The sequence below is a fragment of the Ideonella sp. BN130291 genome (assembly GCF_036231905.1).
Taxonomy (GTDB): Bacteria; Pseudomonadota; Gammaproteobacteria; order Burkholderiales; family Burkholderiaceae_C; genus CAMLIZ01.
This window is the reverse complement of sequence record NZ_JAZARE010000002.1, coordinates 561161-584159: the sequence shown is the minus strand read 5'-3', so window position 1 is coordinate 584159 and position 22999 is coordinate 561161. Positions and strand designations below refer to the sequence as shown.

Sequence of the window (22999 nt, the reverse complement as noted above, 5' to 3'; positions counted from 1 at the left end):
TCGGGCTCAGAACGGCGGCGGCAGGCCGGTGTCGACCCGGTATTCACCTTCCATGCACGCCAGGCACAGCCAGTACGAGCCCTTGCTCTGGTCGAAGCGGCTGAAAAAGACCACTGGCCCCTTGTCGGTCACGAAGATCTCCGGGTCGGCGCGGGCGCGGTCCGGCGATTCAGGCGTGAGGCGGCGCAGGATGGGGTCGTTGTGGTTGAAGTTCATCAACCAGATCGATGAAGGGTAGTCCTTGCCCGCCTCGGTCAGCTGGGCGATCGCATAGGACCGGCCCTGGTACACGAAGGGCTCGGTGGAGAACCAGCTCCCGTTGTTCGGCGCCGCCACGCTCGATGCCCGGGTCCATACCACGCCGCCCTGGCCATCGCTGGCCTGCCGGTACACATTGACCGCCGTCTTGTTCACGGTGGTGATCATCACCAGCTGGCCGTTGAGCTCGGGCGCACGCCACATCCAAGGCTGCTCCTTGGTGCCGGGTTCGTTGGTGAGCTGCAGCAGCAGCTTGGTGTCGAGGTTGTAGCCAAAGACCTGCGGCACTCCGTCCACGGGCATGGGGTAGACCACGATGTTTTCATCGTCCACGAAGCGTACCGCGGGCAGCAGCCCGCTGCCCGTGAGGCCCGGAAGCAACTCCTCCGAAGCGGCGTCCGACACGTTGCGCCAGTAGTGGTTGCCGGCCGCGTCGTTGTAGGTCATCTTCGCGACGTCGTTGCGCGACAGGCTGCCAAAAGGGGCGTTGCGCTGGGCCGGCGCGGCCGTGCGGCGAGTCCAGGTGCCCGATGCGGTCTGCGTGGCGATGCCGATGAGCGCGTTTTCGGGCGTCGCCGGTACACCGGGCGGGAAGCGGGTGTAGACGATCACGTCGCTGGGAGTGCCCCGCGCCCATTCCGGCCCGTTCAGCGTGAAGCCCAGGCCACCCACCGGGGCGGCGGCGTACTCGATGAGCACACCTTTGCCGTCTGCCGGGATGAAGGCCCCGGTGGCGCGGTCGATGCCGCTCACCCAGATCGAGCCGCTCAAGGCGTCCACCCAGGTGAACAGCCCCTTCGCGGGGTTGAACTCCGGATCGATCATCCATCGGTACGGCGTGGCCAATACCTCCGTCTGCGCGTAGCTGGGCTGAAGCGCACCAGCGGCCAGCACCACGGCACCCAGCGCCGCCCGGACCCCCCACATTCCAACCATGTGACCCTCCCGTATTGCGCAGGCCGGCATTGCGTCCGCATGGACAAAGCGCGCACCGCCGACGTTATGTGGCTTCACTCTAGGCGATTCCTCGCCTGCCGGAGAGCTATTTGCACTCCGTTCCCCAATTCAGGGGAGCCCAGGCTGCGACAGGTGGCCGGCATGGGCAGACAACATGCTTCATCATCCGGCTCTCAGTGGACACCCCGACGTACCCACCGCATGCCTGCCTTGCAAACGCCGCACCAAGCCTTGTCTTCCCTCTGGGCCACCCTGGGCGGTGCGCCGGCGGCGCTGGACGCCGTGACGCTCACCGGCACCGAACCGGTGCTTCCATCGTCCTTCGCCGTGGGCACGGCGGCGCAGGCCAGCATCGCCGCTGCTGCGCTGGCCGCCTGCGAGGTGGGCGTGCTGCGGGGTGGTCCGCCGCAGCAGGTGAGGGTGGACATGCACCATGCGGCCGCCGAGTTCCGCAGCGAGCGCTACCTTCGCATCCATGGCGAGCCCCCCGCCGACCCCTGGGACAGGATCGCCGGCTTCTACCGCACCGGCTCGGGCGGCGGCGTGCGGGTGCACACCAATTTCCCCCACCACCGCGACGGCATCCTGCGGCTGCTCGGCTGTGAATACGACAAGGCGGCGGTCGCGCGCGCGCTGCTGGAGCGAGATGCGGTCGAGTTCGAAACGCTCGCCAGCGACGCTGGCCTGTGCGTGGCCGCGCTGCGCAGCATGGCGGAATGGGACGCCCTTCCGCAAGCCCGCGCGGTGGCCGGCCTGCCGGTGCTGAGCGTCACCCGCATCGACGCCTCGCCGGTGCGCCCGTTGCAGCCCCTGCCTGCCGGCGCCCGGCCGCTGCACGGCCTGCGGGTGCTGGACCTCACCCGCGTGGTGGCCGGGCCGGTCGCCGGGCGCACGCTGGCCGCCCATGGGGCGGACGTGATGCTGGTCACCGCAGCGCACCTGCCCGCGATCGACACCCTGGTGGTGGACACCGGCCGCGGCAAGCGCTCGGCCCAGCTGGACCTGCGCACCCCCGCCGGGCGGGAGGCGCTGCAGGCGCTGGTGCGCCAGGCGGACGTGTTCCTGCAGGGCTACCGCCCGGGCGGCCTGGCGGCCCTGGGCTTCGGTCCGGACGCGCTGGCCAGGTTGCGGCCCGGCATCGTCTGCGCTTCCCTCACCGCCTACGGCCCCATCGGCCCCTGGGCGCGGCGGCGCGGGTTCGACTCGCTGGTGCAGACCGCCAGCGGTTTCAATGTCGCTGAAGCGGAGGCAGCCGGCAGCACCGAGCCGCGGCCGCTCCCGGCGCAGGCGCTGGACCATGCGTCCGGGTACCTGCTGGCCTTTGGCATCGCGCGGGCGCTGGCCCGCCGCGCCACCGAGGGCGGCAGCTGGCATGTGCAGGTGTCGCTGGCGCAGACGGCGCATTGGCTGCGCGGCCTGGGGCGGGTGCCCGGCGGGCTGGCCGCGCCCGATCCCTCGCTGGACGATGTGCGGGGCCTGCTGGAAGAGTCGGATTCCGGCTTCGGCCGCCTGCTGGCGGTGCGCCATGCCGGCCAGCTGGAGCGCACGCCGCCCACCTGGACCCGGCCTGCGGTGCCGCTGGGCAGCCACCGGCCGGTGTGGACCGACCAGTGACCGGCTGGACGGGTCAGTGCTTGCTGGAGGGCACACCCGCCAGGATGCGGTCGGTCATCGCGATCGCCATCGCCGAGAGCAGGAAGGTGAAGTGGATCACCGTCTGCGCGATCAAGGCCTTCTCGCTGTAGGCCTCGGCGTTGATGAAGGTCCTGAGCAGGTGGATGGAGCTGATGCCGATGATGGCGGTGGCCAGCTTGACCTTGAGCACCGAGGCGTTGACGTGGCTCAGCCATTCCGGCTGGTCGGGGTGGCCTTCCAGGTTCATGCGGGAGACGAAGGTCTCGTAGCCACCCACGATCACCATGATCAGCAGGTTGCTGATCATCACCACGTCGATCAGCCCTAGCACCACCAGCATGATGATGGTTTCGGTCAGCTTGGCGGTCGCCAGCTGCGCCGTGCCGGTTGGCGTGACGGCCGACAGGATGGCCTGCAATGCCGTCTGGCTGCCCATGGCAGCCTCGATCAGGTGCAGCAGCTCCACCCAGAAGTGCACCACGTACACGCCCTGCGCAAGGATCAGCCCCAGGTACAGCGGCAGCTGCAGCCAGCGGCTCATGAAGATCAGGTTGGGCAGGGGCCGCAGGGGGCGGTTCGGGTCTTCCATTGAGGCCATGGGCATGTCCGGTGCGTAAACTGGGGCGGATTCTAGGCAGCGCTGCCCGAGTAAGCGCTTCGTAAGAGCCGCTGCCTAAGGTGCAGCCCGGTTCACCCCTCACCCCGACGGAGACAACGATGACCAGCGCCGCAGATGCCCCCCACGAACTCAAGCTCTATCCGCCGCCGCAGAGCTTTGTGGAGCGGGCGCACATCTCGGGCATGGCGGCCTACGACAAGCTGGTGGCCGAAGCGGAAGCCGACTACGAAGGCTACTGGGCCCGGCTGGCGCGCGAACTGGTGAGCTGGAAGACACCGTTTTCCAAAGTGTTGGACGACAGCCAGGCGCCTTTCTTCAAGTGGTTCGAGGACGGCACGCTCAACGTGTCCTACAACTGCCTGGACCGCCATGTGCAAGGCGGCAAGGGCGACAAGGTCGCCATCCGCTTCGAGGCGGACGACGGCAAGGTCACCACCGCCACCTACAGCGAGCTGCTGGCGCGCACCTGCCAGATGGCCAATGCGCTGCGCAAGATGGGCGTGGCCAAGGGCGACCGCGTGGTCATCTACATGCCGATGTCCATCGAAGGCGTGATCGCGATGCAGGCCTGCGCACGCATCGGCGCCACCCACTCGGTGGTGTTCGGCGGCTTCTCGGCGCAGAGCCTGCGCGACCGCATCGAGGACGCCGGCGCGGTGATGGTGATCACCGCCGACGAGCAGGTGCGCGGCGGCAAGAACCTGCCGCTCAAGAGCATCGTCGACGAAGCGCTCGGCCTGGGCGGCTGCGACAGCGTCAAGCATGTGATCGTCTATCGCCGCACCGGCAGCGCGAGCGTGGGCTTCAGCGCGCCGCGCGACGTGTGGCTGCACGAGGCGCTGTACGGCCAGCCCGTCACCTGCGAGCCGGAGTGGGTGGGCGCCGAACATCCGCTGTTCCTGCTCTACACCTCCGGCTCCACCGGCAAGCCCAAGGGCGTGCAGCATTCGTCCGGCGGCTACCTGCTGCATGCGGCGCTCACCACCAAGTGGACCTTCGACCTGAAGGACGAGGACGTGTTCTGGTGCACGGCCGACATCGGCTGGGTCACCGGCCACAGCTACATCACCTACGGCCCACTCGCGTTGGGTGCCACCGAGGTGGTGTTCGAAGGCATTCCCACCTACCCGGATGCCGGCCGCTTCTGGAAGATGATCCAGGACCACCGGGTGACGGTGTTCTACACCGCGCCGACGGCGATCCGCTCGCTGATCAAGGCGGCCGAGGGCAACAACACCGCGCATCCGCGCAACTACAACCTGAGCAGCCTGCGCCTGCTGGGCTCGGTGGGCGAGCCGATCAACCCGGCTGCCTGGGAGTGGTACCACGAGCATGTGGGCGGTGGCCGCTGCCCCATCGTGGACACCTGGTGGCAGACCGAGACCGGCGGCCACATGATCACGCCCATGCCCGGCGCCACGCCGCTGTGGCCCGGCTCCTGCACCTTGCCCTTCCCCGGCATCGATGCGGCGATCGTGGACGAGACGGGCGCCGACGTGCCCAACGGGCAGGGTGGCATCCTGGTCATCAAGAAGCCCTGGCCCGGCATGATCCGCATCATCTACGGCGACCCCGAGCGCTACAAGAAGAGCTACTTCCCGCCCGAGCTGCGCGGTTATTACCTCGCCGGCGATGGCGCGATCCGCGACGCCAAGACCGGCTACTTCACGATCACCGGCCGCATCGACGACGTGCTCAACGTCAGCGGCCACCGCATGGGCACGATGGAGATCGAGTCCGCGCTGGTGTCGCACACCAGCCTGGTGGCCGAAGCCGCGGTGGTGGGCCGCCCCGACGAGACCACCGGCGAAGCCATCTGCGCCTTCGTGGTGCTCAAGCGCGCGCGCCCCACCGGCGACGAAGCCAAGGCCATCGCCAAGGAATTGCGCGACTGGGTGGGCAAGGAAATCGGCCCGATCGCCAAGCCCAAGGACATCCGCTTCGGCGACAACCTGCCCAAGACCCGTTCCGGCAAGATCATGCGCCGCCTGCTGCGCTCCATCGCCAAGGGCGAGCAGATCACGCAGGACACCTCGACGCTGGAGAACCCGGCCATCTTGGAGCAATTGGCGCAGACGAATTGATCCAAGACGCCCGGCTGGCGTGAGCGCGTGAGCGCGTGCCGGGTTCGAGGAGCACTCATGTCGCGAAGCGACGTGATGTGCTCACCACAACCCGGCGATCCTGGAGCAATTGGCGCAGACCAACTGAACGTTCGGCGTTGCTGCAAAGGGCCGTGCACTGCACGGCCCTTTTTCCTTTCGTCCCTACACTGCGCGCCTCACGCCTTTTCTGCACGGCCTCGCCTTGCCCACTTCAGCCGCCTCCTCCGAGCCCCTGTCCGCCTGCATCGACTTCGTAGGCGCTGCTGCCGACGGCAGCGCGCTGCGCCATGCCTTCGGCAAGCCGCTGCAGCGGCTGGTGGCGCACACGGCGGCGGAAGTGCCCCCCCTGCTGGACCGGGCGCACCGCCTGGCGCTGCAGGGTCGCTGGTGCGTAGGGTTCGTGCGCTACGAGGCCGCGGCGGCGTTCGACCCCGCCTGCCGCACCCATGAAGCCGATGGGCCGCTCGCCTGGTTCGCGGTGTATGACGAACCGGTGGCCTGGCCCTGCGAACTCGCCGCACCGCAAGCTCCCTTGCACTGGCAAGCCGGCCTGCAGCGCCGGGCCTTCGATACCGCCGTGCGGCGCATCCACCAGGCCATCACCGAGGGGGAGGTCTACCAGGTGAACCTCACCGCGCCCTGGCACGGCCGCTTCGACGGGGAGCCTCTCGCGCTGTTCCAGGCCCTGCACCGGGCCCAGCCGCAGGCCTATGCCGCCTTCGTCGACGCCGGCGACGAGCAGGTGCTCAGCGTCTCACCCGAACTTTTTTTCGACTGGCGCGATGGCCGCCTGCTGAGCCGGCCGATGAAGGGCACCGCCCCGCGTGGCGCCACGCCGCAGGAGGACGAGGCCATGGCCGCCGGGCTGCTGGCCAGCGAGAAGGAGCGGGCCGAGAACCTGATGATCGTGGACCTGATTCGCAACGACTTGTCGCGCGTGGCCCAGCCCTTCAGCGTGCAGGTGCCGCAGCTGTTCGAGCGCCGCGCCTGGCCCACGGTCTGGCAGATGACCTCGGACGTGACCGCGCGCACACGCGAGGGCACCACGCTGGCGCAGGTGTTCGGTGCGCTCTTCCCTTGCGGCTCCATCACCGGGGCGCCCAAGCTGCGCGCCATGCACTGGATACGGCAGCTGGAAGCACAACCACGCGGCGTGTACTGCGGCGCCATCGGGGTGCTGCAGCCGGGCGGCGCGGCCACGTTCAGCGTGGGCATCCGCACGGTGGTGCTGCGCGGCGGCAACGCACGCTGCGGCATCGGCAGCGGCATCACCATCGATGCGCATGCGGACGCGGAGTGGCGTGAGTGGCAGCACAAGGCGGCCTTCCTGCAGCGTGCCAGCCACTCTTTCGAGCTGCTGCAGACGCTGAGGCTGGAGCAGGGCCATTACCCGGCGCTGGCGTTGCACCTGGCGCGCCTGGCGGACGCCGCCCGCCACTTCGGCCGCCCGTTCGACGCAGCGGCGGCGCGGCAGGCGCTGCAGCAGCTGGCGCAGCAACACGCCTGCGGCACCTGGCGCGTGCGGCTGCTGGTGGATGGCCACGGACAGGCCCGCATCCAGGCGTTTGCGCTGGGCGTCACCGGTCAGCCGGTGCGTGTGCAGCTGGCGGCCAGCCCGGTGGTCGCGCCGCAGGACTTCCTGCGTTTCAAGACCACGCGGCGCGAGCACTACGAGGCGCATGCGCCGGCCGATGCCGCCGTGTTCGACACCCTGCTGTGGAACGCCGACCGCGAGGTCACCGAGTTCACCCGCGGCAACGTGCTCGCGCAGCTGGACGACGGCCGCTGGATCACGCCGCCGCTGCGCTGCGGCCTGCTGGACGGGGTGGGCCGGGCGCTGGCGCTCCAGCACGGCCGGGCCACGGAGGCGGTGTTGCGGGTGGACGAGCTGCCGCGTGTGCGCGAGTTGCGCTTCGTCAATGCCCTGCGAGGCGAGTTGCGAACGATTCTCATTGACTGATAGACTCGCCGCTTCACAACCCGGACCACCCCATGAAGCTGATTCCCGTACTCGCTGGCCTGCTCGCCACCCTGGTGGCGTCCACGGCCTTTGCCAAGGCCGACTGCACGGCCCACCCCAAGGCCGAATGGATGAAGGAAGCCGACGCCAAGGCCAAGATCGAAGCCCAGGGCTACACGATCAAGAAGTTCAAGGTCGATGGCCAGTGTTATGAGATCTACGGCAAGAACAAGGACGGCAAGAAGGTGGAGATCTACTTCGACACCAAGACGCTGGACGTGGTGAAGTCCGAAGTCGAGAAGTAAAGCCAGGTGCCTCGTACCGACGGCCGCGTTCCGGTGTGGGACGCGGCCGTTCGTCTTCTGCACTGGTCGCTCGCGGCGCTGGTGCTGTTCAACGGGGTGCGCGACGACGGCGACTTCGTGCACCGGGTGATCGGTTATGCGGCCGTCGGCGTCGTGGGTGCGCGCCTGCTGTGGGCGGCGGTGGCCTCGGGCGCGGCGGCCTGGAGCGAGCTGACGCTGTCGATGCCCGGCACCCTGCGCTATCTGCGCCGGCTGCTCCGGGGCAACGTGGCGCGCCACCTGGGCCACAACCCGCTCGGGCGCTGGATGGTCTGGCTGCTATGGAGCCTGGTGCTGCTGCTGGGGCTGACCGGCTGGCTCAGCCGCACCGATGCCCTGTGGGGCGAAGACTGGCCGCGCGATGTGCACGCGCTGCTTGCCAAGCTGCTGTGGGTGGCGGTCGCGCTGCACCTGGCCGGCGTGGCCCTCATGAGCTGGCTTCAACGCGAGAACCTGCCGCTGGCGATGATCACCGGCAGCAAGCGCGCCCCTTCGCAGGACGGCACCTAGGCTTTGGTGCCGTGGCGGCCAGCGCCCGCGGCAAAACGCGCCGCACCTTCCTGCGCCTCACCCGAGCGCAGTGTCTCCAGGCCCAGGGCGAACTCCTGCGCCAGCGCCTCGCGCAGCGAGCGGCCCGCTTGCCGAAGGGTGCTCGCGCGGTCGTTGCGCAGGCATTGCTGCGGCAGCGCCGCGATCTCTGCCGCCAGGGCCTGGGCCGCCGCCAGGGCCTGGCCGGCCGGCACCTTGCGGTTGGCCAGGCCGATCTGGAGCGCTTCTTCGGCATCCACCGGCCGGCCGGTGAGGATGAGGTCCAGCGCGCGGCTTTCGCCGATCAGCCGCGGCAGCCGCACGGTGCCGCCGTCGATGAGCGGCACGCCCCAGCGGCGGCAGAACACGCCGAACACGGCGGTCTCGTCCACCACCCGCAGGTCGCACCACAGCGCGAGCTCCAGCCCGCCCGCGACGGCGTAGCCGGACACCGCGGCGATCACCGGCTTGGACAGCTGCAGGCGCGACGGGCCCATCGGGCCGTCGCTCGCCAGGTCGGTGTTCAAGGGCAGCGCCATCTCGCCATGCTGACCCTGGGCGACGGCTCGCAAATCCGCTCCGGCGCAGAAGTGGCCGCCCGCGCCGGTGAGCACAGCGACGTGGGCCGACGGTTCGCTCTCGAATTCGCGGAACGCGTCGGCCAGCGCCCGCGCGGTGAGGCCGTCCACGGCATTGCGCACCTCGGGACGGTGGAGCGTCACGGTCCACACCGGGCCGTTGCGGGCCATGAGCACGGGGTTGGGCTGCATGTGGGCTGCCTCAGGGTTTGTCGGCACCGCTGAGCGCCTCCTGGCGATAGCGCTCGATCAGGCCTTCGGTCTTCATCTGCTTCAACGCCGTTGCGAGCTGCGGCGCCAGGGCCGCATGCCGGCGGTGCAGGTAGGGGTAGAACGGAAACGGGCCGAGGTCCAGCACGGCCCGCACGTTGGCCGCGCCGCGGAACTCCGGCTCGAGGAGCTGGTGCTGCATGGCGATGTCGGAGCTGCACATCAGGTCCACGCGCTGTGCCAGCAGCATCCGCAGGGCCTGGTCGCCGGTGCTTGCCGCCACGACACGTTCGGGCCCCAGCGCGTTGCGCAGCGTCGATTCGCAGACGGCCACGCCTCGCGTGACCACGGCTTTCAGCTCGGTGCGGGCGAGCGCCGGCAGGTCGGGGAACCCGGCCTGAGGCGCCAGCCCGTACAGCACCATGCGTGCATCCATCACCGGCTCTTCCACACGCACCAGTTGCGGATGTGCCGCGGCATAACCATGCACCCGCGCGACATCACCATCCACCTCCCCGCCGTCCGACAGCAGGGTGAGGCGCTGTGTTGGATAGACCGCGATGTCGAACGGCACGCCGACGCGACGGAAGGCTTCGGTGTAGACCAGGCGGATCCAGCGGCCGATGTAGCTGCTCTCCGGCTGGATGCTGCCCATGAGCAGCGGCGTCGCGAAGGCCGTAGCGGCGCACACGGCGAGGGCCGCGGCGGCAAGCGGAATGCGCAGGGCGGAGCGCATCTCAGAAGCGCTCCAGCGCGGTTTGTGCACCGGCGAGTGCGGCGCGCGCTTCAGCGTCCGGCAGCTCCAGCTCCATGCGCAGCAGCTGGGCCGCGATGGTCTTGCCGAGGTTGTCGCTGCGCAGGCTGTGCGCGGCGCCTCCGCCGAGCGCGCCGTCGACCACGAACTTCAGGGCCAGCAGGCCCGGCAGGGCGTAGCGGCGCACCCGGCTGGTGTCGGAGCCGATCAGGTGGGCAAAATGCTCGGCCACCCGTTGCGCGGTGAGTGCCTGCGCCAGCACCTGGTAGCCCGCGTCGTCCCAGGCGAACACGCCGATGTCGGCGCGATCGGCCTTGTCGCCGCTGCGCGCATGCGCAATGTCGGCCAGCAATCGCTTCATGCAGCGACCTTCGAGAGATGGACCTGCACGGCCGACTCTACGCGCTCGCGCTGCAAGGTGGTGGGCCATAACCCCAGCAGCTGGCTGGCTGGCGCGATGCCATGGAAGCCTCCCATGTACGGTGGCCCGGACAAGGCCATCCAGGGGAACAGGCGCGGGAAGGCGTCGGCCACGCGCTTGTCGGCGCAGCGCACCGCCATGCGCAGCCACACCTCGTTGAGCTCGGCTTCGCGCGAGCGGTCGGCATGCGGGCCCAGAAAGGCGTCGTGGCCGATGAACTCCACGCACAGCTCGTCGGTGGCCATGCGCCTGTCGGCCATCTGCTGCTTCACCGAATCGACCACGGCGCGTGCCTTGGCCATGGCATCGGGCCAGCAAAAGCCGACCACCGCCTGGCCCATCCAGCCGTCTTCATATCCGGCCACCACCTTCAGCCGCGGCGGGCGTGCGCGGCCGCGCGCGCCGCGCAGGCGCACCCGGTCGCTGCCCAGGTCGTCCAGCCGCAGCTCGCCCATGTCCAGCACCACGTCGGGTGAGAGGTAGGCGCGCGGGTCGTGCACCTCGTACAGCAGCTGCTGCCGCACGGTGTGGAAGTTGATGCGGCCGCCGGTGCCGGGCGCCTTGGTGATGATGGCGCTGCCGTCCTCGGCCACTTCGGCGATCGGATAGCCGATGTGGGTAAGGTCGGGCACCCGCGCCCAGGCAGCGGCCGAGCCGAAGTTGCCGCCGGCGCCCTGGCCGGAACACTCCAGCAGGTGGCCCACGGCCAGGCCCTGCGCCAGCCGGTCGAGGCCCGCTGCGTCGGTGGGCGAAAGCGGCCAGCCGAATTCATGCACCAGCGGCGCGAGGAACAGCGCCGCGTCGGCCACCCGGCCGGTGATGACGATCTCCGCGCCCTGCGCGAGCGCCTGCACGATGGGCGCGGCGCCCAGGTAGGCGTTGGCGAACACCAGGCGGTCGCGCACCGCGGCGATGGAAGCGCCGGTGTCCAGGTGGGCCAGGCTTTCGCCCTCGGCCTGCAGCGCGTCCAGCCGGGGCAGGAGGGCATCGCCTGTCACCACCGCGACACGCGCGTGCCAGCCTTTGGCTTTGAATGCGGCCACCACGGCATCGCGCGCGCCTTCCGGATGGAGCCCCCCTGCATTGAGCACGAACTTCACGCCCCGCTGCGCGGCGGCCGGCCACAGGCTGGTGAGCATGGGCACCAGGTCGCGCGTGAAGCCGGCGGCCGGGTCCTTCGCCTGGTCCTTGCGCAGGATGGCGAGCGTGAGCTCGGCCAGGTGGTCGGAGCAGACGTAGTGCGCGCCGCCGCGTTCGATGGCGGCCTTCACCGGCTCCCATGAATCGCCATAGAAGCCCAGGCCGGCGGCCACGCGCACGGTTTTCATGCCGGTGCCTGCGTGCGGGCGGGGGCGGCGCCCGGCCTGGCGCGCGCGGGGCTGGCCTGCAGGAAGAGCTGGGTCGTCTGCTCAGCCAGGGCGTCGAGGTCCACGCTGCCGGCGGCGCGCGACTTCGGCTTGTACCAGGTGCCCGAAAAATTGATCGCGCCCAGGATCAGCAGGCGGGCGAACTTCGGCTCCGCCCGCAGCAGGCCTTGCGCATGCAGCTCGTCGATGGTGGCCTGCCAGATGGCGTCGTAGCGGTCCTTCAGCTTGATGATCCGGCGCTTGTACTCGTCGGGCAGGGAGCGCCAGTCGTACAGCATCACCGGGATGAAGTCGCTGCCGGTGTCGTGCAGGATGCCGTAGTGCGTGCGCACCAGGCGGCGGAAACGTTCGGCCGCCGGCAGCTCGCCGGTGCCGCTGCTCAGCACCTCCTCGGTGCGTTCCAGACCCAGGCGCAAACCCTCTTCCATCACGGCCATCAGCAGTTCATGCTTGTTGGCGAAGTGATAGAACGGGCTGCCCGAGCGCATGTCCACCGCATGGGCGATGTCGCGCACGGTGGTCCCGTCAAAGCCCTTTTCGCGGAACAGGCGCGCGGCCACGCGCACCAGCTCGGCACGCCGGTTGTTCACGTTCTCGGTGGTGGCCGCCTCGGTGGTGCGGGCGGCCGTGGAGCGGGTGGCGGGTTGGCGGGCGGTGGCAGTTCGTCTGGAGGGCATCTGGGGTTTCCACGCTGACGCGCGGAGGCCGTATTGGATAGAAAGCAGCAGCTGCTTCAACAAAGCAATCGCTTGCTTGGCAAAGAATAGCAAGGCCCCGTGCGCTTCGCAACGAGGGCAAAGGAGACGCGGGCTGTGCAGGTTCTGCAGATCGTCATCAGCGGCATCGCGCAGGGGTGCATCTACGGCCTGATCGCGCTCGGCTTCGTGCTGATCTACAAGGCCACCGAGACGGTGAGCTTTGCCCAGGGCGAGCTGATGATGCTGGGCGCCTTCCTGGCACTGGCCGCGATGACCTTCTTCGGCTTCCCGTTCTGGCTGGCGGTGCCTTGCGCGATCGTCGGCATGGCGCTGGTGGGCATCGTGGCCGAGCGCGCCGCCATCCGGCCCATCCTCGGGCAACCCGCGTTCAGCATCGTGATGCTCACCATCGGGCTGGGTTACATCGCGCGCGGCGCGATCACCATGATCCCCAACATCGGCACGGAGACGCACACCTTGCCGGTGCCCTACAAGGACCAGGTCTGGCGCCTGGGCGGCCTGGTGCTCAACGCCGAGCAGGCGGTGGTGATCGGCGTGACGGCGCTGCTGTGCGCCGGGCTGTACCTGATGTTCAGCCGCAGCCGGGTGGGCATTGCGATGCAGGCGGTGTCGCAGAATCAGCTGGCCGCTTACTACATGGGCATCCCGGTCAAGCGGCTCAACGGGCTGGTGTGGGGGCTGGCGGCCGCGGTGGCCGCGGTGGCGGGGCTGCTGCTGGCGCCGATCACCTTCGTGCACGCGAACATGGGCTTCATCGGGCTGAAGGCTTTTCCGGCCGCGGTGGTAGGCGGCTTCGGCAGCCTGCCGGGCGCGGTGGTGGGTGGGCTGGTGATCGGTGTGGTGGAGTCGCTGTCGGGCTTCTACCTGCCTGAGGGCTTCAAGGACGTGGCGGCCTACGTGGTGGTACTGATCATGCTCATGGTCAAGCCCAACGGCCTGTTCGGCGGCAGCCTGAGGAAGAAGGTCTGATGAAGCTCCCACGCTCGCTTCGTTCGCTGCCCTCCGAGGGGGCGCAGACCGCCCTTGGGGCGGCCCGGCGGGAGCTCTGATGCGGTTCGTCTTCAAGACCTCGTACGACCAGGACATCCGGCTGGCCAAGCATGGCGGCCATGTGTTCTGGTACTCGATGCTGCTGGTGGCGCTGCTCACCGGGCCGTGGACGGTGCCGGACTACTGGCTGTCGCAGCTGACCTTCATCTGCATCTATGGCGTGGTGGGGCTGGGGCTGATGCTGCTGGCGGGCTTTACCGGCTTGTTCTCCATCGGCCATGCGGCCTTCCTGGGCGTGGGGGCGTACACCGAGGCGTACCTGCAAGCGCGCGGCTGGCCGTTTCCCTTGTCGATCGCGGCGGCTGCGGCGTTGTCAGCCGCGGTGGGCTGCGTGGTGGGGCTGCCGGCGCTGCGCGTAAAAGGCGTTTACCTCGGCATCGCCACCTTGTCCTTCGGCTTCATCGTGGAGGAGGTGCTGGCGCGCTGGGAGAGCGTCACCGGCGGCAATGCCGGCAAGAGCGTGCCCAGCCTCTCGGCCTTTGGCTGGAGCGCCGATACGGCCATGAGCTTCTATTTCGTCTGCCTGGCGGTGGCAGTGGGCGCCACGTTGTTGGTGCTGAACCTGCTGCGTTCTCCCACAGGTCGCGCGTTCGTCGCGATACGCGATTCGGAGATTTCGGCGCAGAGCATGGGTATTCATCTCGCGCGCTTCAAGACCTTGTCGTTCGCGCTGTCAGCCGCGCTGGCCGGCATCGGCGGCGCCTTGTACGCCCACCAACTGCGCTTCATCTCGCCGGACCAGTTCGGCATCCTGCAGTCCATCGACTTGCTGCTGATGGTGGTGATCGGCGGGCTCGGCTCGATCCATGGTGTGTTCATGGGGGCCATCTTCCTGATCACCATGCCGCAGGTGATTGCGCTGATGAAGGACCACTTGCCGGATGTGATCGGGCAGGCGGCGGGCTTGCAGGGATTTGTGTATGGGCTGGTGCTGGTGGCGTTTGTGCTGTTCGAGCCTATGGGCTTGTATGGGCGCTGGCTGAAGGTGCGGACCTATCTGCAACTCTTTCCCTTCTATCGGCGGGGCTTGTTCAAGCGCCAGAAGTCGTTTCAGAAGTCGGAGCGCTTGCGGTGAGGCGGGTCTTTTGGAGCGAGCAAAGGCGTGGGCGGGCGGCCGTCGGCGCTTCATCTGCTTGCCCTCGCTGCGCGAGGGTGCCCTGCGATGCTCGGCATTGCGGCTTCGTGGCTCAACTCGCTGCGTTCACTTCGTTCACTCCGCTCAGACAGTCGCCACGAGTCAGTTCACGAAGCGCGCTGCGCGCGCAGCCGCAATGCCTGCGCTTCTCGGCTTCGCAAGGCGCGCCGCCGTCCACCCGCCCACGCCTTTGCTCGTTGCGTTGGGCGTGTTCGTCGGAGCGCGAACAGCCAGTGGTGGATGTCGCGGCGGGTGACCTCCGCCCCGATATGCGCAGCCTCCGAGCCGGGGGCTTGGAATGAACCGACCTCTGCTCGTAGCGAGGAATCTCAGCGTGCGCTTCGGTGGCGTGCTGGCGGTCAACAAGGTGAGCTTCGACGTTCGCCAAGGCGAAGTGTTCACCCTGATCGGGCCCAACGGCGCCGGCAAGACCACCGTGTTCAACCTCATCAGCCGCATCTACACGCCCACCACCGGCGAACTGCACTTCGAAGGCCAACTGCTCAATGCAGTGGCGCCGCATGCGGTGGCCGGGCTGGGCATCGCGCGCACCTTCCAGAACATCGAGCTCTTCGAGCACGCCACGGTGTTGCAGAACCTGCTGATCGGCCGCCATGTGCATCGGCAGACCAACGTGTGGCAGGAGATGCTGTTCACCCGTCGCGCACGCGATGCGGAGCGGGCCACGCGGCGCAAGGTGGAGGAGGTGATCGACTTCCTGGACCTGCAGCACCATCGCGAGTCGCTGGTGATGGGCCTGCCCTACGGTGTGCGCAAGGTGGTGGAGCTGGCGCGGGCCCTGTGTACCGAACCCAAACTGCTGTTGCTGGATGAACCTTCGTCGGGCCTCAATCCCGACGAGACCGGCGACATGGCGTTCTGGATCCACGACATCCGCAACGAGCTCGGCATCACGGTGCTGATGGTCGAGCACGACATGGGGCTGGTGTCCAAGGTGTCGGACCGGGTGCTGGCGATGAACCAGGGGGAAGTGCTGGCCACCGGCACGCCGGCCGAGGTGCAGGCGCATCCGGGGGTGATCGAGGCCTACCTCGGGTCGTCCGAAGACCTGTCGTCCTTGCGCCGGCCGGTTGCGGTGGCGGAGAGGAAGGTCGCATGAGCGACGCTGGCGACGCGGTGCTGACACTCACCAACGTGGAAAGCGCCTATGGGCCGATCAAGGCCATCCGGGGCGTGTCGCTCAAAGTCAAGAAGGGCGAGATCTCCACCGTGCTGGGCTCCAACGGTGCGGGCAAGACCACCATCCTGAAGACGATCTCTGGGATCATCGACCCGCGCAAGGGCAGCGTGCACTTCCGCGGCGAAGACATCACCTCGCGCGATCCGGCGCTGATCGTGCAGAACGGCCTGTGCCACGTGCCTGAAGGGCGCGAGGTATTCGCGCTGCTGTCGGTGAAGGACAACCTGCTGATGGGCGCCTACACCCGGCGCGACCGCGATGCGGTGGCCCGCGACATGGCGCAGGTGTTCGACTACTTTCCCATCCTGCGCGAGCGCGCCGACCAGGACGCCGGGCTGTTGTCCGGCGGGCAGCAGCAGATGCTGGCGATCAGCCGTGCGCTGATGGGTGCGCCCGAACTCATCCTGCTCGACGAGCCCAGCCTGGGCCTGAGTCCCAAGCTCACGAAGACGATCTTCGAGATCGTGGTGCGCATCAACCGCGAGCGCGGCACGACCTTCCTGCTGGTGGAGCAGAACGCCAACATGGCGCTGCACGTGGCGGACTACGGCTACGTGCTGGAGAACGGCCGCATCGTGATGGAGGACACCTGCGAGCGCCTGCGCGAGAAGGACGACATCAAGGAGTTCTACCTCGGGATGAAGGAAGCCGGCGCACGCGGCGAGCGGCGCTGGAAGAAGAGGAAGACCTGGCGATGAGCGTCTTGTGGAATACGGGGCACATCCAGACGCGCACCGACATCGTGGTGCCGGGCGAGACGCTGCCGCAGCTGTTCCGCAACGCGGCGCGCCAGCGCGGCGAGCGCACCTTCATGCGGCAGAAGGAATTCGGCCTGTGGCGCGCCTGGAGCTGGAACGAGACCGAGCGCGGGGTGCGCGAGATCGCGATGGGTCTGGCGGCACTGGGGTTCCACCCGGGCGAGCGCGCGTCCATCCTGTCCAATACCGTCATCGAATGGGTGCTGGCCGACGTCGGCATCCTGTGCGCGGGCGGCGTGTCCAACGGCATCTACCCCACCGACGCCGCCAGCCAGGTGCACTACCTCTGCGAGGACTCCTCCACCGTGGTGCTGTTCGTGGAAGACGACGAGCAGCTCGACAAGGCGCTGGAGGTGCGCGATCAGCTGCCGCTGTTGCGCCAGATCGTGGTGTTTGACATGGAGGGCCTGCGCGAATTCAGCGACCCCATGGTGATGAGCCTGGAGGCGCTGCGGGCGCTGGGCCGCGACCACGATGCCGCCCACCCGCGGGAGTTCGACCGGCGATGTGATGTCGCGCAACCCGATGACCTGGCGATCCTCATCTACACCTCCGGCACCACTGGCAAACCCAAGGGCGCGATGCATTCGCACCGTGCGCTGGTGCACACCGTGCGCGGCTACAACCAGCTGATCGCGCAGGACGAATCCGACGAACGCATGTGCTTCCTGCCGCTGTGCCATGTGGCCGAGCGGCTGGGCGGCGAGTACTTCGCGATGTACACCGGCTCGGTGCTCAACTTCGTGGAGAACCCGGACACCGTGCCGGAGAACGTGCGCGAGATCGCGCCCACCGTGTTCACCGCGGTGCCACGGGTGTGGGAGAAGTTCTACTCCGGCGTGAGCATTGCGCTGTCGGAGGCCAGCGGCCTGCAGCAGGCGGTGTACCGCTGGGCGATCGGCGTGGGCCACCAGGTGGTGGACAAGGTGCTGGCGCAGCAGCCGGTGCCGGCGTGGCTGAAGGCGAAGTTCCACCTCGCGCGCCTGCTGGCCCTGAACAACGCGCGCAAGCTGATCGGCATCCACCGCGCGCGCTTCCTGGTCACCGGCGCCGCGCCGATCGCGCCTGACCTGATCCGCTGGTACCTGGCGCTTGGCGTGCCCATGCTGGAGGTGTGGGGCCAGACCGAGAGCTGCGGCGCGGCCACCGGCATGCCGGCCGGGCGCATCAAGCCGGGCAGCATCGGGCCGGCCTGCGCCTACAACGAGGTGAAGCTGGATGAGCGCACCGGCGAGCTGCTGATCCGCGGCACCAATGTGTTCATGGGCTACCTCAACCAGCCGGAGAAGACGGCCGAGACGATCGATGCCGAGGGCTGGCTGCACACGGGCGACGTCGGCCTGGTGGATGCGGACGGGTATTTCCGCATCACCGACCGCATGAAAGACATCATCATCACCGCGGGCGGCAAGAACATCACGCCCAGCGAGATCGAGAACGAGTTGAAGTTCTCGCCCTACATCACCGACGCGGTGGTCATCGGCGACAAGCGGCCCTACCTCACCGTGCTCATCATGATCGACCAGGAGAACGTCGAGAAGTACGCGCAGGACCACGACGTGCCGTTCTCCAATTACGCCAGCCTCACGCGCGCACCGGAGGTGCAAGCGCTGATCGAGGCGGAGCTCGCGCGTGTGAACAAGAAGTTCGCGCGAGTGGAACAGGTGAAGACCTTCCGCCTGATCGACACCCAGCTCTCCGCCGACGACGAGGAGCTCACGCCCACCATGAAGCTCAAGCGCAGCCTGGTGCAGAAGAAGTACGCACCGCTGATCGATTCGATGTACGCATCCTGACCCGAGGAGACACACGACATGAAGCTCAAGCACATCGTCCTGGCCCTGCTGGCCCTGGCCGCCGCCCCCTTTGCGCAGGCGGAAACGCCCACGCAAGGCGTGACCAAGACGGAGATCACCATCGGCTCCATCGTCGACATGTCCGGCCCGCTGGCCGGCTACGGCAAGCAGATCCGCATGGGGATGTTGCTGCGGCTGGACGAGCTCAACGAGCAGGGCGGCGTGAACGGCCGCAAGATCAAGCTGCTGGTCGAAGACGACGGCTACGACCCCAAGAAGGCGGTGCTGGCCGCGCAGAAGCTGGTCAACCAGGACAAGGTGTTCGCGATGGTGGCCCACCTGGGCACCGCGCCCAACATGGCGAGCATGCCGATCCAGTTCGAAAAGAACGTGGTGAACTTCTTCCCGGTGACGGCCGCGCGCGAGATGTACGAGCCGCTGCACCGGCTGAAGTATTCGTTCGCCGCGCCCTACTACGACCAGATCCGCAGTGCGCTGCCGCGCCTGATGAAGGAGAAGGCGCTGAAGAAGCCCTGCATCCTCTACCAGGACGACGACTTCGGGCTGGAGGTGCTGCGCGGCACCGAGTCGGGCCTGAAGACCATCGGCCTGGAACTGGCGGAAAAGACCACCTACAAACGCGGCGCCACCGACTTCTCCAGCCAGGTGGCACGGCTGAAGGCGGCCGACTGCGACATGGTGGTGCTGGGGACCATCATCCGCGAGACCATCGGCAGCATCGGCGAAGCGCGCAAGACCGGCTACAACCCCACCTTCCTGGGCTCCAGCGCGGTGTACACCGACCTCATCCACAAGCTGGGTGGCAAGGCGATGGACGGGCTGTATGCCACCCACACGGTGCAGCACCCCTACCTGGACGAAGCCTCGCAGCCCATCCGCTTCTGGGCCAACAAGTACAAGACCAAGTTCAACGAGGACCCGACCGTGTTCTCGGTGTACGGCTATGACGCGGTGGACACCTTCATCAAGGGCGTGCAGTCGGCCGGGCCCAACCTCACGGTGGACAGCTTCATCGCCGCGATGGACAAGATGAACATCCCCGGCGACATGTTCGGCGGCCCGGACCTCAGCTTCACGGCCAGCAAGCGCCTGGGCAGCCAGGCCTCACGCATGTCGCAGCTGCAGGACAGCCGCTGGAAGGTGGTGTCGAAGTACGTGACGCCGACGAACTGAGGCCCGGAGCCGCCCGTTCAAGGGGCGGCTTGCAACTTCTTGGCAGCTTCATCCACGAACGCGTTCACGGCGGTGGCGACCGCCTGGGTCCAGGCTTCCTCCGAGAAGATCTGCCCCGGCTGCGCGGTGTCTGCCTGGAGGGTGATCGGCGGGTTAGAGCCCATGGTCACTTCGACAACGATCGTCGATCGGATCGTTCCGACCATCACGCCGGGTTGCAGCCACAGCCAGAACTTCTTGATGCGGACGTCCACCGTGGTCGGTACGGAAGGAGCGGCGTCCCCAGCGCTGTCCACTCGGTATCCAGCCTTCGTGAAGGCACTCACGAGTGCGGCTCGCGTGACGGCGGCGACGTTGTCGTCCGCGTCCAGGAGCACGTCGCCTTGGGCGAGCCCGTAGCCATTGCGCTTGCGCGCGACGGCACGTGCCTTGGTCGTGGCCGAGGCGGCCGAGCTCGGTTCTGCTCCGAGGGAAGGGGTGCTCGGCTCGGCGGGTGCGTCTTCGAATTGGCGGGCATCCTCGACCGAGCGGAGCAGGACGGCACGTGCTGTCGACGGATATGGCGCTGCCGCAACCCTGTGAGGCACGTGGATCACGGTTCGCCCTGAGGCGCAGGCGCCTAACAACAGGGATGCCGAGATCAGGCCAAGCAGGGGGATGAGGCGCAGGCGATTCATGGAGATGCTGCAAGCGGGTGAATGAGGCGCTCGATCCTAACGCCCGTCAGCGCTGCTCAGCAGCTGCAGCGTGAGTGCATCGCGCTCGCCTCCGAAGTAGCGCTCCAGCGCCTGGGCGAACAGCGGCGTTTCGGGCGCCACCTGTTCGAACAGCGTCATCGACGACCTGAACTTCAGGTCGTCGGGCGAGCCGAGCACGTCGAGTGCGCTGCGGCCCGCCGGCACGGCGAGCATCAGCGCCGTGCAGTCGGCCAGCCGAGGGCCCAGCACCGGGTGCTGCCAGTACGCCAGCGCCTCCTCACGCGAGGCGATGCCGTAGTGCAGCGCGGTGGCGCTGCGGCCCAGACCGCGCAACTGCGGGAACACGAACCACATCCAGTGGCTGGCTTTCCGGGCTGCGGCCAGCTCGGCCCGCACGCGGGCGATGACGGGCGCCTGGGCGTCGATAAAGCGGTTCAGATCAAAAATCATGTAGTTGCCTTACTGGTCCCTGGGAGAACTACCGAGAAAAGGCGGGGAGCGTGGCGATAGAGTTGGTGTAGTTTTGCTACATGTCGCTATGCGATTCCTGCCACTGCTGCTCTGCCTGGCCGGCGCATTCGGTCCAGCCTACTCCCAGCCCACGAACCCCATGTCCTCCAGCGTTGTTCATCCCGCCTGGTCGCGCCAAGCCACCATCTATGAAGTGAACCTGCGCCAGTACACGCCGCAAGGCAGCCTGTCCGCATTTGAAGCCGAGCTGCCTCGGCTGAGGGCCATGGGTGTGGACATCGTCTGGCTGATGCCCATCCACCCGATCGGCTCCAAGCAGCGCAAGGGCACGCTGGGCAGCTACTACGCGGTGCGCGACTACACCGGCGTCAATCCGGAATTCGGCACCGTGGCCGACGTGAAGCACCTGGTGGCGAGTGCGCACGCGCTGGGCATGAAAGTCATTCTCGACTGGGTGGCCAACCACACCGCCTGGGACCACCCCTGGGTGCAGCAGCATCCCGATTGGTACAAGAAGAACGACCAGGGCGAGATCTTCCCGGTCACTTTCGGCAGCGGGCCCGATCGTGAGGAATGGACCGACGTGGTCGCACTCGACTACACCCAGCCGGCGCTGTGGCGCGCCATGATCGACGCCATGGCCTTCTGGCTGCGCGAGGCGGACATCGATGGCTTCCGCTGCGACGTGGCCGGCCTGGTGCCCACGCCGTTCTGGGAGCAGGCGCGCGCGGAGCTGGACCGCATCCAGCCGGTGTTCATGCTGGCCGAGTGGAGCGAGCCCGAGCTGCACGCCAAGGCCTTCGACATGACCTACGACTGGGACCTGTACGAGCTGCTGAAGAAGGTGGCAAAGGGCCAGGCCGATGCGCGCGACCTGGCGGCTTACGTGCAGCATCCGAAGAAGGCCTTTCCAGCGGACGCCTACCGCATGACCTTCACCGGCAACCACGACACCAACTCCTGGCATGGCAGCGACGTGGAGCTGTATGGCCCGGCGTTCAAGCCGATGGCCGTGCTGGCCGCCACCTTGCCTGGCATGCCGCTGGTGTACGGCGGCCAGGAAGCGGGGTTCGACAAGCGCCTGGCCTTCTTCGAGAAAGACCCGATCGCATGGAAGCAGCGCGAGCTCGCGCCGCTGTACGCCGAGCTGCTCCAGCTCAAGCATGCACACCCGGCGTTGGCCAATGGCAGCGCAGGTGGGGCAGCGGAGGTGCTGCCGCTGGGCAACGACGCGGTGTTCGGCTTCCAGCGCCGGCGCGAGGAGGACCAGGTGACGGTGCTGGTGAACCTGAGCGGCCAGCCGCAGCCCTTCCGCCGCCCCGGCCATGACGGCGAAGAGACATTGCCCGGCTGGGGCTGGCGCATTCTGGAAGGACGGCCATGACAAGGTTTTTCACCGCCCTGTTGCTGCTGGCCTGTGCCGCCTGCAGCCAGGCACCTGTGCAGAGGCCACCGAGTGCCCAGCCCAATGTCACCGTGCTGGCGCAGCCGCTGGCGATGCCCGGCCTGGCCCGCGAGCGCACGCTGCGCCTGTACCTGCCGCCCAGCTATGGGCAGGGTGAGCGGCGCTATCCGGTGATCTACATGCACGACGGGCAGAATCTGTTCGACGACGCCACCTCGTATGTGGGCGAATGGGGCGTGGACGAAACCCTGAATGCCCTGGCGCGCTCGCATGGTTTCGAAGCCATCGTGGTGGGCGTCGACCACGGCGGCGACAAGCGCATGACCGAGCTCAACCCCTGGGCGAACCCGCGCTTTGGCGCGGGCGAGGGCGATGCCTACCTCGGCTTCCTGGTGGACGTGGTCAAGCCATTCATCGACAGCCACTACCGCACACTGCCCGGGCGCGACACCACCGCCATCTTCGGCAGCTCCATGGGCGGGTTGATCTCCGACGTGGCCATCCATCGCTATCCGCAGGTGTTCGGCAAGGCGGGTGTCTTCTCGCCCGCCTACTGGACCGCGCCGGACGTGTGGGCCTACGCCGAACGCCAGCGCCTGCCGGCCGGCGCGCGGGTGTACCTGTACATGGGCGGCCAGGAAGGGCGGGGCATGGTGGACGAGGTGCGGCGCATGCATCAGCTGCTGGGCAGCACCTTGCCCGCGGGCGCGGAGGCCACCTTGCATGTGGAGCCGGCGGCGGAACACAACGAAACCGCCTGGCGGCGCGAGTTCGGCCCCGCGCTGGTGTGGCTGTTCGGCTTGCAGCCGCAAGCTGCTGCGAGCCGATGATCGCGG

At 68.0% G+C, this 22999-nt stretch carries 22 protein-coding genes; 13 read left to right on the top strand and 9 right to left on the bottom strand.

Going from position 1 to position 22999, the window contains the following annotated elements; translation table 11 throughout:
- Positions 1-6: 6 nt before the first annotated feature.
- Positions 7-1194 carry a hypothetical protein gene (locus tag VPH43_RS06105; protein WP_328576761.1) on the bottom strand — a complete coding sequence of 396 codons (1188 nt, stop codon included), beginning with the start codon at positions 1192-1194 and terminating at the stop codon, positions 7-9.
- Positions 1195-1416: 222 nt separating this feature from the next.
- Between VPH43_RS06105 and VPH43_RS06100 the strand changes: the two genes are divergently transcribed.
- Positions 1417-2829, top strand: a complete 1413-nt coding sequence (locus VPH43_RS06100) for a CoA transferase (RefSeq protein ID WP_328576760.1) — start codon at positions 1417-1419, stop codon at positions 2827-2829.
- A 13-nt stretch (positions 2830-2842) separates the two neighbouring features.
- Here the strand turns inward: VPH43_RS06100 and VPH43_RS06095 are convergent, their stop codons facing one another.
- The gene (locus tag VPH43_RS06095) at positions 2843-3448 is read right to left on the bottom strand and encodes a YqhA family protein (protein ID WP_328576850.1); all 606 of its coding nucleotides are present in this window, start codon (positions 3446-3448) and stop codon (positions 2843-2845) included.
- A gap of 119 nt (positions 3449-3567) precedes the next feature.
- Between VPH43_RS06095 and acs the strand changes: the two genes are divergently transcribed.
- The 4 genes from acs (at position 3568) to VPH43_RS06075 (ending at position 8388) form a co-directional block, all read left to right on the top strand.
- Entirely contained in the window at positions 3568-5553 is a 1986-nt protein-coding gene (acs, locus tag VPH43_RS06090) for an acetate--CoA ligase (protein ID WP_328576759.1), read from the top strand.
- A gap of 223 nt (positions 5554-5776) precedes the next feature.
- On the top strand, positions 5777-7534 hold the full coding sequence (gene pabB, locus VPH43_RS06085; RefSeq protein ID WP_442909214.1) for an aminodeoxychorismate synthase component I: 1758 nt from the start codon (positions 5777-5779) through the stop codon (positions 7532-7534).
- A gap of 32 nt (positions 7535-7566) precedes the next feature.
- A complete protein-coding gene (locus VPH43_RS06080) occupies positions 7567-7839 on the top strand; it encodes a PepSY domain-containing protein (RefSeq protein WP_328576758.1) in 273 nt (90 codons plus the stop codon).
- Between the two features lie 6 nt (positions 7840-7845).
- Entirely contained in the window at positions 7846-8388 is a 543-nt protein-coding gene (locus VPH43_RS06075; protein WP_328576757.1) for a cytochrome b/b6 domain-containing protein, read from the top strand.
- Here the strand turns inward: VPH43_RS06075 and VPH43_RS06070 are convergent.
- From VPH43_RS06070 to VPH43_RS06050, 5 genes are read right to left on the bottom strand one after another with little or no spacing between them, the layout of a single operon-like run.
- Positions 8385-9176, bottom strand: a complete 792-nt coding sequence (locus VPH43_RS06070; RefSeq protein ID WP_328576756.1) for a crotonase/enoyl-CoA hydratase family protein — start codon at positions 9174-9176, stop codon at positions 8385-8387. The two genes, VPH43_RS06075 and VPH43_RS06070, sit on opposite strands and share 4 nt — an antisense overlap.
- 10 nt (positions 9177-9186) lie before the next feature.
- Positions 9187-9930 (bottom strand): substrate-binding periplasmic protein, encoded by a 744-nt coding sequence (locus tag VPH43_RS06065; protein WP_328576755.1) that lies wholly within the window; start codon positions 9928-9930, stop codon positions 9187-9189.
- 1 nt (position 9931) lies between these two features.
- On the bottom strand, positions 9932-10309 hold the full coding sequence (locus VPH43_RS06060) for an AtuA-related protein (protein WP_328576754.1): 378 nt from the start codon (positions 10307-10309) through the stop codon (positions 9932-9934).
- A complete protein-coding gene (locus VPH43_RS06055; protein WP_328576753.1) occupies positions 10306-11697 on the bottom strand; it encodes an acyclic terpene utilization AtuA family protein in 1392 nt (463 codons plus the stop codon). Before VPH43_RS06055 ends, VPH43_RS06060 begins: the two co-directional genes overlap by 4 nt.
- Positions 11694-12413: a TetR family transcriptional regulator gene (locus tag VPH43_RS06050; RefSeq protein ID WP_328576752.1), complete on the bottom strand. Its 720-nt coding sequence runs from the start codon at positions 12411-12413 to the stop codon at positions 11694-11696. The genes VPH43_RS06055 and VPH43_RS06050 overlap by 4 nt, the downstream gene beginning before the upstream one ends.
- Before the next feature lie 135 nt (positions 12414-12548).
- Between VPH43_RS06050 and VPH43_RS06045 the strand changes: the two genes are divergently transcribed.
- The 6 genes from VPH43_RS06045 to VPH43_RS06020 all read left to right on the top strand — a co-directional run bounded on the left by VPH43_RS06045 (position 12549) and on the right by VPH43_RS06020 (position 19589).
- On the top strand, positions 12549-13424 hold the full coding sequence (locus VPH43_RS06045) for a branched-chain amino acid ABC transporter permease (protein WP_328576751.1): 876 nt from the start codon (positions 12549-12551) through the stop codon (positions 13422-13424).
- A gap of 79 nt (positions 13425-13503) precedes the next feature.
- On the top strand, positions 13504-14580 hold the full coding sequence (locus tag VPH43_RS06040) for a branched-chain amino acid ABC transporter permease (protein ID WP_328576750.1): 1077 nt from the start codon (positions 13504-13506) through the stop codon (positions 14578-14580).
- A gap of 358 nt (positions 14581-14938) precedes the next feature.
- Positions 14939-15760, top strand: coding sequence for an ABC transporter ATP-binding protein (locus VPH43_RS06035; protein ID WP_328576749.1), 822 nt, complete (start codon positions 14939-14941; stop codon positions 15758-15760).
- Positions 15757-16539: an ABC transporter ATP-binding protein gene (locus VPH43_RS06030; RefSeq protein ID WP_328576748.1), complete on the top strand. Its 783-nt coding sequence runs from the start codon at positions 15757-15759 to the stop codon at positions 16537-16539. The genes VPH43_RS06035 and VPH43_RS06030 overlap by 4 nt, the downstream gene beginning before the upstream one ends.
- Positions 16536-18395, top strand: coding sequence for an AMP-dependent synthetase/ligase (locus tag VPH43_RS06025; protein ID WP_328576747.1), 1860 nt, complete (start codon positions 16536-16538; stop codon positions 18393-18395). Before VPH43_RS06030 ends, VPH43_RS06025 begins: the two co-directional genes overlap by 4 nt.
- Positions 18396-18413: 18 nt before the next feature.
- Positions 18414-19589, top strand: a complete 1176-nt coding sequence (locus VPH43_RS06020) for an ABC transporter substrate-binding protein (RefSeq protein WP_328576746.1) — start codon at positions 18414-18416, stop codon at positions 19587-19589.
- 17 nt (positions 19590-19606) lie between these two features.
- Here the strand turns inward: VPH43_RS06020 and VPH43_RS06015 are convergent, their stop codons facing one another.
- Together VPH43_RS06015 and VPH43_RS06010 are read right to left on the bottom strand one after the other, a co-directional pair.
- Positions 19607-20266 (bottom strand): hypothetical protein, encoded by a 660-nt coding sequence (locus VPH43_RS06015; RefSeq protein WP_328576745.1) that lies wholly within the window; start codon positions 20264-20266, stop codon positions 19607-19609.
- A gap of 36 nt (positions 20267-20302) precedes the next feature.
- Positions 20303-20737 (bottom strand): DUF1810 domain-containing protein, encoded by a 435-nt coding sequence (locus tag VPH43_RS06010; protein ID WP_328576744.1) that lies wholly within the window; start codon positions 20735-20737, stop codon positions 20303-20305.
- Between the two features lie 160 nt (positions 20738-20897).
- On the opposite strand from VPH43_RS06010, the gene VPH43_RS06005 reads away from it, so the two are divergent.
- Both VPH43_RS06005 and VPH43_RS06000 read left to right on the top strand, forming a co-directional pair.
- Positions 20898-22142, top strand: a complete 1245-nt coding sequence (locus tag VPH43_RS06005) for an alpha-amylase family glycosyl hydrolase (RefSeq protein WP_328576743.1) — start codon at positions 20898-20900, stop codon at positions 22140-22142.
- Positions 22139-22993, top strand: coding sequence for an alpha/beta hydrolase (locus VPH43_RS06000; RefSeq protein WP_328576742.1), 855 nt, complete (start codon positions 22139-22141; stop codon positions 22991-22993). Before VPH43_RS06005 ends, VPH43_RS06000 begins: the two co-directional genes overlap by 4 nt.
- Positions 22994-22999 lie beyond the last annotated feature (6 nt).